This is a genomic window from Prosthecobacter sp., assembly GCF_044236155.1.
Classification (GTDB): Bacteria; Verrucomicrobiota; Verrucomicrobiia; order Verrucomicrobiales; family Verrucomicrobiaceae; genus Prosthecobacter.
The window spans coordinates 62,085-74,702 of the sequence record NZ_JBIIHA010000010.1; the positions used below are offsets into that span (position 1 = coordinate 62,085).

13 protein-coding genes are annotated in these 12,618 nt (G+C 60.3%); 6 read left to right on the forward strand and 7 right to left on the reverse strand.

All coding sequences use genetic code 11. From position 1 onward, the window contains the following. Nucleotides 1-17 precede the first annotated feature (17 nt). Both ACILSE_RS10890 and ACILSE_RS10895 read left to right on the forward strand, forming a co-directional pair. Complete coding sequence (locus ACILSE_RS10890) at nt 18-1,325, forward strand: DUF1501 domain-containing protein (RefSeq protein ID WP_395717412.1); 1,308 nt, start codon at nt 18-20, stop codon at nt 1,323-1,325. Between the two features lie 110 nt (nt 1,326-1,435). Then, the gene (locus tag ACILSE_RS10895; RefSeq protein ID WP_395717413.1) at nt 1,436-1,990 is read left to right on the forward strand and encodes a hypothetical protein; all 555 of its coding nucleotides are present in this window, start codon (nt 1,436-1,438) and stop codon (nt 1,988-1,990) included. Nucleotides 1,991-1,992: 2 nt separating this feature from the next. On the opposite strand, the gene moaC is transcribed toward ACILSE_RS10895, so the two are convergent. The 4 genes from moaC to ACILSE_RS10915 all read right to left on the reverse strand — a co-directional run bounded on the left by moaC (nt 1,993) and on the right by ACILSE_RS10915 (nt 5,531). Beyond that, nucleotides 1,993-2,445: a cyclic pyranopterin monophosphate synthase MoaC gene (gene moaC, locus ACILSE_RS10900; protein ID WP_395717414.1), complete on the reverse strand. Its 453-nt coding sequence runs from the start codon at nt 2,443-2,445 to the stop codon at nt 1,993-1,995. Nucleotides 2,446-2,449: 4 nt separating this feature from the next. Then, complete coding sequence (gene moaA / locus ACILSE_RS10905) at nt 2,450-3,448, reverse strand: GTP 3',8-cyclase MoaA (protein WP_395717415.1); 999 nt, start codon at nt 3,446-3,448, stop codon at nt 2,450-2,452. Nucleotides 3,449-3,582: 134 nt separating this feature from the next. Continuing rightward, entirely contained in the window at nt 3,583-4,842 is a 1,260-nt protein-coding gene (locus tag ACILSE_RS10910) for a sensor histidine kinase (protein ID WP_395717416.1), read from the reverse strand. Continuing rightward, nucleotides 4,839-5,531 carry a response regulator gene (locus ACILSE_RS10915; protein ID WP_395717417.1) on the reverse strand — a complete coding sequence of 231 codons (693 nt, stop codon included), beginning with the start codon at nt 5,529-5,531 and terminating at the stop codon, nt 4,839-4,841. Before ACILSE_RS10915 ends, ACILSE_RS10910 begins: the two co-directional genes overlap by 4 nt. Before the next feature lie 182 nt (nt 5,532-5,713). Here ACILSE_RS10915 and ACILSE_RS10920 point away from each other — a divergent pair, with 182 nt between their 5' ends. Genes ACILSE_RS10920 through phoU form a run of 3 tightly spaced genes read left to right on the forward strand, consistent with a single transcriptional unit; the run spans nt 5,714 to nt 8,439 of the window. Beyond that, the gene (locus tag ACILSE_RS10920; RefSeq protein WP_395717418.1) at nt 5,714-6,835 is read left to right on the forward strand and encodes a glycosyltransferase family 4 protein; all 1,122 of its coding nucleotides are present in this window, start codon (nt 5,714-5,716) and stop codon (nt 6,833-6,835) included. Between the two features lie 4 nt (nt 6,836-6,839). Beyond that, nucleotides 6,840-7,703 (forward strand): UDP-2,3-diacylglucosamine diphosphatase, encoded by an 864-nt coding sequence (locus ACILSE_RS10925; protein WP_395717419.1) that lies wholly within the window; start codon nt 6,840-6,842, stop codon nt 7,701-7,703. Between the two features lie 31 nt (nt 7,704-7,734). Continuing rightward, entirely contained in the window at nt 7,735-8,439 is a 705-nt protein-coding gene (gene phoU, locus ACILSE_RS10930; protein ID WP_395717420.1) for a phosphate signaling complex protein PhoU, read from the forward strand. Between the two features lie 12 nt (nt 8,440-8,451). On the opposite strand, the gene lpxB is transcribed toward phoU, so the two are convergent. Further along, nucleotides 8,452-9,579 (reverse strand): lipid-A-disaccharide synthase, encoded by a 1,128-nt coding sequence (gene lpxB / locus ACILSE_RS10935; protein ID WP_395717421.1) that lies wholly within the window; start codon nt 9,577-9,579, stop codon nt 8,452-8,454. Between the two features lie 102 nt (nt 9,580-9,681). Continuing rightward, entirely contained in the window at nt 9,682-11,415 is a 1,734-nt protein-coding gene (locus tag ACILSE_RS10940; protein WP_395717422.1) for an ABC transporter ATP-binding protein, read from the reverse strand. 72 nt (nt 11,416-11,487) lie between these two features. Between ACILSE_RS10940 and ACILSE_RS10945 the strand changes: the two genes are divergently transcribed. Then, nucleotides 11,488-12,243 carry an RDD family protein gene (locus ACILSE_RS10945; protein WP_395717423.1) on the forward strand — a complete coding sequence of 252 codons (756 nt, stop codon included), beginning with the start codon at nt 11,488-11,490 and terminating at the stop codon, nt 12,241-12,243. Here ACILSE_RS10945 and ACILSE_RS10950 read toward each other — a convergent pair. Next, complete coding sequence (locus ACILSE_RS10950) at nt 12,240-12,584, reverse strand: hypothetical protein (protein WP_395717424.1); 345 nt, start codon at nt 12,582-12,584, stop codon at nt 12,240-12,242. The two genes, ACILSE_RS10945 and ACILSE_RS10950, sit on opposite strands and share 4 nt — an antisense overlap. Nucleotides 12,585-12,618: the final 34 nt, after the last annotated feature.

Here is a 12,618-nt window from a genome sequence, read left to right on the forward strand (position 1 = left end):
CACCACGCGCACATCCCATGAAACAGGAAATCGCCTCCAAACTCCTCCGTTCAGGAGAAATCAGCCGCCGCGACTTCGCCGCGAAAACCGCCTCGTCACTGCTTGGTGTCGGGCTTCTCGGGAATTCGCTCACCAGCAAGTCCTTCGCTGCCTTTGAAGGCTCCTCGAAGCTCAAGCAGGCCGCGACCGCGAAAAATGTGATCTATCTCTACATGAGCGGCGGCCAGTCCCATATGGACACATGGGACGTGAAGGAAGGCGTGGAAACCGCCGGCCCAACCAAGCCCATCAAAACCAGCGCTGATGGTGTGCGGATTTCCGAATACCTCCCGCTTACCGCGAAGCACATGCATCACGGCACCATCATCAACTCACTCACCTCCACCCAGGGAGCGCATGAGCAGGGGAATTACATGATGCACACCAGCTATGAGTTGCGCGGCACCATCCGCCATCCTGCGATGGGAGCTTGGCTCAATGTGTTCCAAGGCGGCGGCAACAGCACCCTGCCGAACTTCGTCTTTGTCGGCAATGACAGCCGCCACCCCGGCGCGGGCTTCTTCCCGGCCGCCCAAGCGCCTTTGTTCGTCAGTAATCCTGAAAACGGCCTCAAAAACATCAAGAACAGCGCTCCAGAGGACAAGTTCAAGGCCCGCATGAAGCTGGCTGACGAGCTCGACAAGGACTTCCGTGCCACCTTCCCGCATCGCAACGTCAAGGCCTATGCCGACATGTATGATGATGCCATGGCGATGATGAAATCGGAGGACTTGAAGGCATTCGACCTCAATGAGGAGGCCACCGATGTCCGCGCCGCCTACGGTCGTGAAGCCTTCGGCCAGGGCTGCCTGCTCGCCCGCCGTCTCGTCGAGCGCGGCGTGCGCTTCGTCGAGGTTTCCCTGGGCGGTTGGGACACCCACAATGCGAACTTTGTCGCCGTGCCCGAGCGCTGCGAAACGCTCGACAAGGGGCTTTCCGCACTACTCAACGATCTCCATCTCCGCGGCATGCTCCAGGACACGCTGGTCGTTCTAACCACCGAGTTCGGTCGCACGCCGGACATCAACCAGAACGTCGGCCGTGACCACTATCCGAAGGCCTTCTCCGCCGTCATGTTCGGCGGCGGCGTCAAAGGCGGCTACGTTTATGGCAAGACCGACAAGGAAGGCCGCGAGGTCGTCGAGGACAAGGTCAAGATCATGGACTTCAACGCCTCCATTGCCTACGCGCTCGGTCTTCCGCTCGACCAGGTCATCTACAGCCCCAGCAAGCGTCCGTTCACGATTGCCGACAAGGGCCAGCCGATCACCAACCTGTTCGCGTAATCGACAGGAAGTATTGTTCGACCTCAAGCACGCGACGCCTCATCAGCGTCGCGTGTTTTTTTTTGAGGACATGAAGGTTGAGCCAGCCATGGAGCGGTCGATCTTGCAGGATGACTCTTCCGCGCGCCCTGCTTCTGCTCAATCTTGCCCTCTTTCTGGCTGGTTGTGGCGAGCCTGCGGCGGACATTGCCAGGCCAAAACTCTACGAGAAGGACGGACTCGCATTCCAGCATCCCGGCAATTGGCACATTGAGGAGGATCAAAATCTTGGGGGCATTCGCCATGTGACCATCGAGACGAGCGGGGATACGCTGGTCATCGTGCAAATGTGCCCGCCAGGCCTGGGGATGCCTCTGGAAGATTACACACGTGAATTTTCGAAGGCTGCGGGCGCAGAGCTGCCCATGGGCAGGGTGGTCGGCTCCAAATGCACGCCCTTGGCGCAAAGCGATGGTTTCGAGGGATTGCAGGAGGATTTCACGCTGCAGCTCCTCGGTGAAAAGGTTCCGCATGTGCGGCGCTATTTCAGCCAGGACTTCGGCTCGCGGCGCTGCTTTCTCATCTGCCAGGTGGCCGAGGAGGATCTCGGGAAGGTGGAGGCCGGGTTCAAACAAGTCAGGGCATCTTTGAAGGTGGTTCCTGTGGCTGATGCCAAGGTACCCTGATTTCAAACGGCCTGCTTCGTCTTGCTCAGGAGGCGGACGCCTTCGATGCGCATCTTTTTGTCCGCTGCCTTGCACATGTCGTAGATCGTCAGCGCGGCGACTGAAACGGCGGTCAGCGCCTCCATCTCCACGCCGGTTTGCGCGATGGTGATGGTGGTGGCGGTGATGTGGACGGCTTTGGTCCGGAGCTCGAAATCAATCTGCACCTTGCTGAGCGGAATCTGATGGCAGAGGGGGATGAGATGCTGCGTCTGCTTAGCCGCATGGATGCCGGCGATGCGTGCGATGCTCAGCACGTCCCCCTTTTTGATCTGATTCTTGCGAATGAGTTCGAGTGTGGCAGGTGCGAGGAGGATGCGGCCTTCCGCCACGGCTTCCCGGCGCAAGGGGGACTTGGCGGAGACATCGACCATTGATGCCTCACCTTTGCGATTGAGATGGGTGAGCTTCGGCATGGTTTTATCCGCCGATCGCGATCATGCGGCGGTTCGGCTGGTAGTTGTGGCGGAAGTCGTGCTCCTTGGGCTTGCGGGCGACGACGTTTTGAAAAAAGGCGGCGAGTTCGGCATCACTGCAACCGCCGCGCAGCACGGCACGAAGGTCGAATTCGAGGTAACTGCCGAGGCAGGGGCGCAGTTTGCCATCACAGGTGAGGCGGAGCTTGTTGCAGTTCTCGCAGAAGTGAAGGTTCGTCATCGCGCCGATGAAGCCGAGGCGCTGGCCGGTGGCAGGGACTCGGTGATAAACGGCAGGTCCGTTCGTTTTGAAGTCCGGCTCCTCGATGAGCGGGCCGGTGGTCTGCTCCACGAGCTGTCTGGCGATGCCGATGGAGAGAAAGGTGTCGTCATTGAGCACATCCTGCGTGCTGACCGGCATCAGCTCGATGAAGCGCAGCAGCGCGTTCTTTTTCGCCGCGTAGTCGATCAGCGCGGGCAGTTCGCGCTCTGTCTGGTTCTTCATGAGAACACAGTTGAGGCGGATGTATTCAAAACCTGCGTCGATCGCGGCATCGATGCCCTCCAGCACGCGGGGGAGCAAATCGCGGCTCGTAGTGCGCTGATAGACGCCGCGGTCGAGCGAGTCGAGGGAGACGTTTGCCGTGCGCACACCGGCCTGTACGAGCTGCTCGGCCAGCGTGCGACCGTTTTCGGTTTTGGCGAGCAAGGTGCCGTTGGTGGAGATGCCGACGCTTTCGATGCCGGGCGTGCTGGTGAGCTGCGCGCAGAAGCCGGCGATGCCTGGCCGCGTGAGCGGCTCGCCGCCGGTGACGCGGATGCGTTTGATGCCAAGAGTGGCCCCCACGCGGACCACGCGGGCCATTTCGTCATAGCTGAGAGTTTCCTCCTTCGGAAACCACGGCTGCTCCTCCTCGGGCATGCAATACCGGCAGCGTTCGTTGCACCGGTCGGTGACGGATACGCGCAGATACGAGATGCGATGGCCGAAGGGATCTTGCATGGAGTGCGCGGCTCTATTTTCGCAGTTCAGGCCGCGTCATGGCTTTAGCACGATGTGTGGCATGCTCAATGATGAAACCAGAATGAGTAATGGCGAATCAATGCTTGAATTCATCATTCGCCATTCTGGTTTCGTCATTCCCGCTTCAGCGGGACGCGCATGGTGAAGGTGGTCTCGACTCCCGGCGTGCTGGTCAGCTCTACGCTGCCGCCGTGCGCCTCGACCGCGCGTTTGACGATGGAGAGGCCCAGTCCGGTGCCTTTGACCTGGGAGGCGGAGGAGTGGTGCTTGTGGCCGCGATAGAAGCGTTTGAAGACAAAGGGAAGGTCGTGGGCCGGAATCCCGATGCCGTTGTCGCTGACTTTGATGACACAATGGCCGTCATACCACTGCCCGGAGACGCGAACAACGAGCGCGGTGCGGTTGATGTTCTCCTTGAGCGAGTTTTCGATGAGGTTGGTGAAGATCTGATCCCAGTAAAAGCGGTCTCCGGCGAGTTTTCCGCCGTCCTTCGGAAAGTCGAACTCGACGCGCGCATCGCGACCCTCCAGCATCGGCGCCAGATGATCCGCGGCATCCTGGGCGCAGGCGCGCATGTTGAAGGGCTCCAGCTTCAGCGGCGTGCTGCTGTCTTCGAGGCGTGAGATGGCCAGCATGTCCTCGATGATGCGGGCGATCCGCTTGCCGTGTTTTTCCATCACATCCAGGCCGCGTTTCATCGAGGCGGGAGCCTTGGCGGCATCCTCCTGGAGCATTTCAATGTAGCCGTTGATGAGCGTGAGCGGCGTGCGCAGCTCGTGGGATGCGTTGGCGACGAAATCGCGGCGGATTTGCTCGGTCATCGCCGCCTCGGTCACATCCTGGATCATGATCCAGGCGCCACTGCCTGAGGTCGAGGGCAACGGAGCCGCCTCAACGAGGAAATGCCGCCCGCCCAGGTCGGTTCCCGCGCCGACATCCGACGGGAGCATCTGGATGCGACGTGTGGCATGTTTTTTACCCGCGACCGCATCCTGGACGAGGCCGATGATCTGATGATCACGCACGACTTCGATCAGCGGCCGGCCGGGGCGTGTGTCTGCCAGGTGGAGGAGCTTTTTGAGCGTCTGATTGGTGTAGCGCATGCGCAGATGACCGTCCACGAGCACAAGGCCCTGGCTGATCTCATCAAGGAGCGTCTCAAAGACCTTGCGCTGACCGGCCTGCTCCTCCGCCTGCTGACGGGAGTGGTACAAAGCCGCCGCCTGTTCCGGCAGTTGGTCCGCGTCACGCGTCCGCATGCCGATGGCTTTCGCCACGCCCTCCCATCTCCGCCGCCATCCCAGCTCCCGCCGTGTGTGATGCACGACACACGCGGCCAGAAGCAGGGCGAGGACGAGGCAGAGCGTGCTCATGCGGTCGTGGCAGCGTCGGTTTGAAATTGGAAACCGGTGCCGCGGATGGTGACGATGTGGCTGCCGGCGGGGCCGAGCTTCTCACGCAGGCGCTTGATGTGTGTGTCCAGCGTGCGGGTGGCCACGTCGGAATTGTAGCCCCAAACCTCGCGCAACAGGTCGGCGCGGGTGTGCACGGCGGTGTCGTTTTCCATTAGCGTGGTCAGCAGTTTGAACTCGGTCGTTGTAAGATCGAGCGGCGCCCCATCAAGGAAGAGTTTCATGTTTTTGCGGTCAAGCACAAAACGTCCGCGCCGGAGCTCGGAGACATGTGTCACCTTCTTCACGCGGCGCAGGATGGCGCTGATGCGCAGCACCAGCTCCCGCGGGCTGAAGGGTTTTGTCAGATAATCGTCCGCTCCCAGCTCCAGGCCGGCGATTTTGTCAGTCATTTGGCTTTTGGCGGTGAGAATGACCACGGGGATGCCAGCCGTGCGCGTGTCGGCGCGGAGACGTTTGAAAATTTGCGCTCCGTCGATGCCTGGCAGCATCAGGTCGAGCACGATGAGGTCGGGCAGGTGCTGGATGGCCGCCGGAAGCGCCTGCAGGCCGTTGCTGACGCTGACCGCCGCATGGCCCTCTCGCTCCAGATGAAGGGAAATGAGTTCGGCGATATCCGCTTCATCTTCGACGATCAAGATCTTGCTCATGGGCTGGTTTTGAGACGGTGTGTCACCTGAGGCAAGGTCATGATGGTGACGAAGCTGTCACATGGCAAATGCCGATAAGGGGAGAGTGTGACTTGCGGTTACGGATTTGTCACCTTCATCCTATTGGAGCAGAAGGCGCGTCGTGCTTGTTCCATATGCAAAATCCAGCATTCTTCCCCGGCATGAGGGTTCTCATCGTCACCGACACCTTTCCGCCGGACATCAACGGCGTGGCCCGCACGCTCAGCACTCTGGGCGAGGGATTGCAGCGCCGGGGCCATGAGGTGCAGGTGGTCACCACGGTGGGGGATGCTAAAGGAGCGGGTTTGAAGCGTCACGTTATGCACTCCATGCCGTTGCCGGGGTATCCAGGCCTGCGTTTCGGCTTTTCCTCCGCGCGGCAGTTGCTGGAGATTTTCGACAACTTCCGGCCTGAGGTGCTATACGTCGCCACGGAGGGCGTGATGGGCATCTCAGCGATCCGCGCCGCAGGAAAACGTGAGATTCCGGTCATTTCCGGCTTCCACACGAATTTTCAAACCTACTTGGAAGATTACAATCTGCCTGGCATGCAGAGCATCGCGCAGGGTGCGCTGCGTGTGGTGCACAATCAGACCGCGCGGACCCTCACGCCTTCGGCGGATACAGCGGCCATGCTTGAGGACTGGGGGGTTCAAAACGTCGGTGTCATGGGGCGCGGCGTGGACACGGACTTGTTTCACCCGCGTCGCCGCTCTCCCGAACTGCGGGGGAGCTGGGGGGCGGGTGAATCGACGCCCGTGGCGATTTATGTGGGCCGTATCGCAGCGGAAAAAAACCTCGATCTGGTCGTGCGGGCGTTTGCGGCCTTCAGTGACGCTGAGCCGGACGCGCGGATGGTTTTCGTGGGTGATGGTCCGCGTCTTGCCTCCCTCAAGGAGGAGCATCCAGAGTTTCATTATGCCGGAGCACGCACGGGGGAGGATCTGGCCGTGCATTATGCCTCCGGGGATGTTTTTCTCTTTCCCAGCGTCACTGAAACGTTCGGCAATGTCGTGCTGGAGGCCATGTCGGCCGGCCTTGGGGTCGTCGCATATGATTACGCCGCGCCGCGACTCTTGATTCGCTGTGGGGAAAACGGCTGGCTCGCCCCGCTGGGGGATGAAGCGGCATTTCTCGCTCAAAGCCGCGCTGCTGCGGCAGCGTGGAATGACGCCGCTGTGCGCACCGCCGCCCGGCAGACGGCGTTTGACCTTGGCTGGGAACGTGTGATTGAACAGTTCGAGCACGAACTGGCATCCGTGATGCGGGACCGTGCTGCTTGAGACGATGAACGATGACTCCACAGCTCTGAACCCCGCCACAGGCAAGGCGAAGCTGCGTTTCAAGACCGTTTTCATCTCTGATGTGCATCTCGGCATGCCGGACAGCAAGGCCGCGCAGGCCTCCCACTTCCTGCGCAACTGCCTGTGTGAAAAACTCGTCCTCAACGGCGACATCATCGATGCCTGGCACCTCCGCCGCCTCGGAGGCTGGAACAAGAGCCACACCAACTTCATCCGCACCGTTCTGCGCAAGATGGAGAAGGAAAACACCAGCATCATCTATCTGCGCGGCAACCACGACGACGTGCTCGACCGCTTCATCCCCATCCAGTTTGAAAACTTTCTCATCACCGACGAGCACGTCCACCGCACTCCACGCGGCGACTATCTCGTCGTGCATGGCGACGGCTTCGACGCGGTCACCACGAACCACGCCTGGCTCGCGAAGCTCGGCGGCCTCGGTTACAATGCCCTCCTGCGCATCAATCGTGGGTACAACGCCTGGCGAGTGTGGCGCGGGAAGCCGCCCTTTTCCTTCAGCGCCTGGGTGAAGCAGAAGGTGAAGTCCGCCGTCGGCGCCGCCGGCAAATACGAGGAGCAACTGCAGCAACTGGCCCGCCATCGGCAATGCATCGGCATCATCTGCGGCCACATTCACAAGGCTGCCGACAAGATCATTGGCGACACCCATTATCTGAACTCCGGTGACTGGGTCGAGTCAATGACTGCCGCCGTCGAGCATCTGGATGGACGCTTCGAGATCCTCAGCTATGCCGAGTTTTGCCGTCTCACCCACCGGGACCCCAAAGGCATTCAGGCTGCTGATGAGGAGGGTGGCGCGCACGAAGCTCTTAAAATCCCCATGTGACAGAACCGTGACATTGCCCCATTTTCATTCCATGCACGACCACATCCTCTCCACATTCAATCACTCGCTCGATAAACTCCGCGGCGATGTACTCGCCATGTCCAGCATGGCACGCAAAAACCTCGCCTGTGCGATGCGCGGCCTGCTGGAGCGCGACACCGATCTCTGCAACGCCGCGATTGCCGCCGATCAGGACGTCAACGAACTCGAAAAGAGCGTGGACAAGCTGGGTATGCAAATCCTTGTGAAATTCCAGCCCACCGCGCATGATCTTCGCGCCGTCATGGGCACCATCCGTGTCGCTAACAACCTTGAGCGCATCTCCGATCAGGCCAGCAGCATCGCCAAACGTGCCCGCCTCATCAACAACCTCCCTGAATTCGACGAGGTAAAGCTTATCCAGCCGGTTTACTCGCTTTGCGACCGCAACCTCGGCGCAAGCCTCCAGGCGTTCCTGAACGGGGATCCCGAGGCAGCCGCGGCCGCTCGTCTGCTGGACAAAGAGCTCGACGCTGCGGAGAAGGCGCTCGACCGCGATCTGATCGCCGTCATGGAGTCGCACCACACCGCGTTGGAAGGCTACATTCACCTTCTCTTCGTCGCCCGTTTCCTCGAACGCGTCGGTGATCATGCAAAAAACATCTGCGAAGACACCATTTTCATCGAGCGTGCCGAGGACATCCGCTTCACCAAGGACAAACGCGCCGAGGCTGCTGCAATTGCGGCATCCGTTTGACCCCGGCGGCTCTCAGCCGTCCAGCGACTCATGCACCGCTTTAGCGGCTCGCGCATAAGCGCCGCCACTGCCGAGGGTGGCCACGACGGCCGCAAGATCGTCCTGAATTTGACGGCGCTTCGATTCGCTTTGAAGCAGTTCGACCACTCCGGCGGCCAGCGTGGCCGGGCTAAGCCCGCCCTGGACGAGTTCCTTCACGACTTCACGCTTCGCGAGGATGTTGACGATGCCGAGGTGCTTGATGCGCACAACGAGTTTGCCGACGATGTAGGTGGGCCAGCTTACGTTGTAGATGAGCATGTAGGGCAGGCCGAAGCAGGCGGCTTCGAGCGTGGCAGTGCCGGAGGCAACGGCCCCGGCCTCCGCACGCTGCATGAGGTCGTAAACGGTGCCGGTTTCGATCCAGCGCTTGGCCTCGGGCATGTCGTATTCGTCGGCCATCTGTCTCATGAAGCCGGCAAGGGTCTCGTTGGCGGCGGAGACAGCGAAACGGACGTCGGGCACAGCCTGCTTGATGATTTTCGCCGCGTCCATCATGATCGGGAAAAGGCGGCGGACCTCGTTCATGCGGCTGCCGGGGAACCAGCCGACGAGACCGGGTTCGCGTTTCCAATCACGCTTCAAGGTGACGACACGGTCCACCATCGGATGACCGCTGAACTCGGTGCGTAGTCCGCTCTTCTCGTAAAATTCCTTCTCGAAAGGAAAGATGCAGATCATGAGGTCGAGTACCTTCGCCATGGTCTTAACGCGGCCTTTCTTCCAAGCCCAGACCTGAGGGCTGATATAATAGAGGATGCGGCCCTTGTAGCCGCCGGTGCGCAGTGCGCTGGCGAGGCGGAGATTGAAGCCTGGGTAATCGACGAGAATGACGGCCTCTGGCTTCTGATCGAGGATGGAGTCGAGGACAGCGTCCATCTTGTCCTTGAAGTAACGGTACATTTTCAGCACCTCCCACAGGCCGACGACGCCGGCGGTCTCGACCCAGTCCTCGATCCCGTCGCCGATGATTTCGCGCATTTTTGGCCCGCCGAGGCCGATCACCTGCATGTCCGGCTCGATCTCCTTCAATTCACGCAGCAGTCCTGCGGCATGCGTGTCGCCGCTGACTTCTCCCGCGATGATGAAGACGCGTTTCATCTCCTCCAAAGTGCCGGTCTGGTGCCGGGACGCTGTTGATTCACGGAAAAGGCCATTTTATGAGACTAGCGATGCCTTCCAGACGGTCAAACCGCATGTCATTCATGCTTGTTGCCCGGCCGCGATGAGGGAAGTGCGGCAGAGGCGGGCGTACATGCCGTCAAGGGTGATCAATTCATCGTGCGTGCCCTGCTCGATGACGCGGCCGTGGTCGAGGACGTAGATGCGGTCGGCGTTGCGAACGGTGCTGAGGCGGTGCGCGATGACGAAGCTGGTGCGGTGGGCCATGAGGTGCTCCAGTGCCTCCTGAATCTGCCGCTCGGTCTCGGTATCGACGCTGGCGGTGGCCTCGTCGAGCAGAAGAACAGGGGGATTTCGCAGAAGGGCGCGTGCGATGCTGACGCGCTGTTTTTCGCCGACGCTGAGTTTCACGCCGCGCTCGCCGACGTGGGTGTCGAGTCCCTGAGGGAGTCGTTTGACGAAGGCGTCGGCATTGGCGCTCTTCAGGGCGTCCCAAAGCTGTTCGTCGGTCGCGTCACGACGGCCGATGACGAGATTCTCGCGCACGGTGCCGTTGAAGAGAAAGCTCTCCTGCGTGACGTAGCCAATATTGCGGCGCAGCCATGCTTTGTTCAGCTCATGCACAGGCGCGCCGTCGAGGGTGATGACGCCCTCGTCGTATTCGTAGAAGCGGGTGAGGAGGTTGATGAGCGTGGACTTGCCCGCGCCTGTGGGGCCGACGAGGGCGATGGTCTGGCCGGGTTTCGCCTCCAGGGTAACGCCGTGGACAGTGGGCGTTTTGCCGGCGTAGCTGAAGCCGACGTTTTCATACCTCACATGGCCGGTGATGGCGGGAAGCTCACGCCCGCCGGTGGTGTCGGCCTCGGGCTCGGCATCGAGGATGTCGAAGACTCGTTCGCCAGCGGCGCGTCCGGCTTGCAGGATTTGGTTGAGCTGGTGGAGGCTTTCGATGGGATCGTAGAAAAATTTGAGAAGCAGGAGGAAGGCAGTGAGGTCGCCGGCCTGGATGCGGCCCTGCATGAGCTGACGTGCTCCGACCCACAGGACGATGACCATGCCGACGCTCGTGAGAAAGTGCATTCCGGGGCGGTAAACGGCCCAGATGCGCATGACGTGCAGTGTGGCGCGGCGCAGGGCGTCGCTGGCGCGGTTGAAACGCGCATGCTCCTCGCGCTCCATGGCGTAGGCCTTGATCTGGCGCATGCCGGAGACGTTGTCCTGGAGCAGGGAGTTCATGGCGCTGCTGGCCTTTCGAACTTTGCGATGACGTTCGCGGGAGGTTCGCGTGTAGCCGAGCGCTCCGGCGATGAGGAAGGGCAGGGGAATAAGCGCGTAAAGGGTGAGCGTGGCGTCCGCTTGAAACATGAAGACGCCGACAACCAGGATTTGCAGCACGGAGACGAGTCCCTGCTCGATGCCGTCGATGAGTACGCGCTCGACCGAGGGGATGTCCTCGGAGACGGTGGTCATAATGTCACCGGAGGGCCGGTTATCGAACCAACGCAACGGGAGCGTTTGCAGACGCTGGTAGATGTCACTGCGGAGGTCGAAGATGACTTTCTGCTCGAAGGTGTTGTTGAGCTGGATGCGCAGCGAATTGAACAGATGCTGGGCGAAATAGGCCGCCAGCGCCCAGAATGCGAGAGGGGTGATGCGTTCCCATTGTTTCCCCGGGACAACGACATCGAGCACCTCCCGCGTGATGTGTGGAAAAACAATGACCATGAGCGTGCCGGTGATGGCACAGAAAATCTGGGCCGCTCCAAGCAGTGGATAGCGGCGCAGGTAGGCGAAGACGCGGAAAATGGTTTTCAAATCGAAGGGAGGAGGCTTGATGCGGGAAAGTTAGCAGCTATCTAGCATACGGCCCGGAGCAACCGGCATCCCATGAAATACCACATCGCACGCGGTGAGCAGCAGCTCGGCACTTTCAACGACCTGGATGTGAGTTCAGGCATGCGGGAGGGACGTTTTTTGCCGACGGATCTCTGCTGGGCGGAAGGCATGAAGGAATGGCAGACGCTTGAGGAGCGAATGAAGGCGCTTTCCGAGGAGTCAGGCCTGAGCGCGTCCGAGACTTCCTCGATTTCTGCTTTAAGGGAGGAAGTACGCCAGGATCATGCAAAAACCATTGAACTGGCCTCCTTGGGGCGCCGTCTGGCAGCCCGGCTGATTGACTGGAGCCTGATGCTTCTTCCGATTATCACCCTCGTGATGGCCATGATGGACGCCGCTTTCGAGGCGGAGGTCCAAAGTCTCCAAGGAAACCCGGCGGCGCTCATGGAAGCATTGCAGCGTCAGATTCAGAAGGCGCAGGGCGCGGGAAATCCCACAGTCATGGCCATGAGCTGGCTGGTGGTCGTGCTGCTGCTGGGTAATGTCATCCTCCTCACCGTGCGCGGACAGTCCGTTGGCAAACTGCTGACGGGTATTCAAATCGTGCGCGCATCGGACGGAGGCAGGGCGGGATTTGTCAAAGCTGTGCTGCTGCGCTGGTTTCTGTTTGCCATGATTGAGAGCATTCAGTTCATCGGTCCTGTGCTGACGCTGGCCAATATTTTCATGATTTTCCGCCAGGACCGCCGCTGCCTGCATGATTTGGTGGCGGACACGCGGGTGGTCAAAGTTCCCCGTCCAACTTAGAGAACGCCGGGCTTGGCGTTCTGGAACTTGTTGATCTCGTTGATGTGGTCCCGTTGCTCAGGGGAGATCGATCGCATTTTTTCGCGGAAAGGATGGGTCACGCCCAGCACAAAGCACGAAACATCTGCCACCAAGATGATCATGGCGACCACGATGCCGTATCGCTTCAGCGCTTCGTCTATGACCTTGTTTTTGTTCACTGAAAATGTCTCCGATTTGGAGAACATGGACTGGAACAACCGGCGCCATCCACGAGGCTCGCGGGCAATGCTGAACGACCAGATAAACAGGGCCGTCAGGATGACGCAGGCAATTTGATACTGGATGGGGATTTCTCGCATGACACCTAGTTAGGCTAGCTCTCGGCGACCTGAT

Bases quoted from the DNA above. Each gene is read 5' to 3' on its own strand.
- phoU (WP_395717420.1), top strand. From the start codon at position 7,735: ATGCACGACCACATCCTCTCCACATTCAATCACTCGCTCGATAAACTC.
- ACILSE_RS10895 (WP_395717413.1), top strand. From the start codon at position 1,436: ATGACTCTTCCGCGCGCCCTGCTTCTGCTCAATCTTGCCCTCTTTCTG.
- lpxB (WP_395717421.1), bottom strand. From the start codon at position 9,579: ATGAAACGCGTCTTCATCATCGCGGGAGAAGTCAGCGGCGACACGCAT.
- ACILSE_RS10915 (WP_395717417.1), bottom strand. From the start codon at position 5,531: ATGAGCAAGATCTTGATCGTCGAAGATGAAGCGGATATCGCCGAACTC.
- ACILSE_RS10890 (WP_395717412.1), top strand. From the start codon at position 18: ATGAAACAGGAAATCGCCTCCAAACTCCTCCGTTCAGGAGAAATCAGC.
- ACILSE_RS10925 (WP_395717419.1), top strand. From the start codon at position 6,840: ATGAACGATGACTCCACAGCTCTGAACCCCGCCACAGGCAAGGCGAAG.
- ACILSE_RS10950 (WP_395717424.1), bottom strand. From the start codon at position 12,584: ATGCGAGAAATCCCCATCCAGTATCAAATTGCCTGCGTCATCCTGACG.
- moaC (WP_395717414.1), bottom strand. From the start codon at position 2,445: ATGCCGAAGCTCACCCATCTCAATCGCAAAGGTGAGGCATCAATGGTC.
- ACILSE_RS10910 (WP_395717416.1), bottom strand. From the start codon at position 4,842: ATGAGCACGCTCTGCCTCGTCCTCGCCCTGCTTCTGGCCGCGTGTGTC.
- moaA (WP_395717415.1), bottom strand. From the start codon at position 3,448: ATGCAAGATCCCTTCGGCCATCGCATCTCGTATCTGCGCGTATCCGTC.
- ACILSE_RS10920 (WP_395717418.1), top strand. From the start codon at position 5,714: ATGAGGGTTCTCATCGTCACCGACACCTTTCCGCCGGACATCAACGGC.
- ACILSE_RS10945 (WP_395717423.1), top strand. From the start codon at position 11,488: ATGAAATACCACATCGCACGCGGTGAGCAGCAGCTCGGCACTTTCAAC.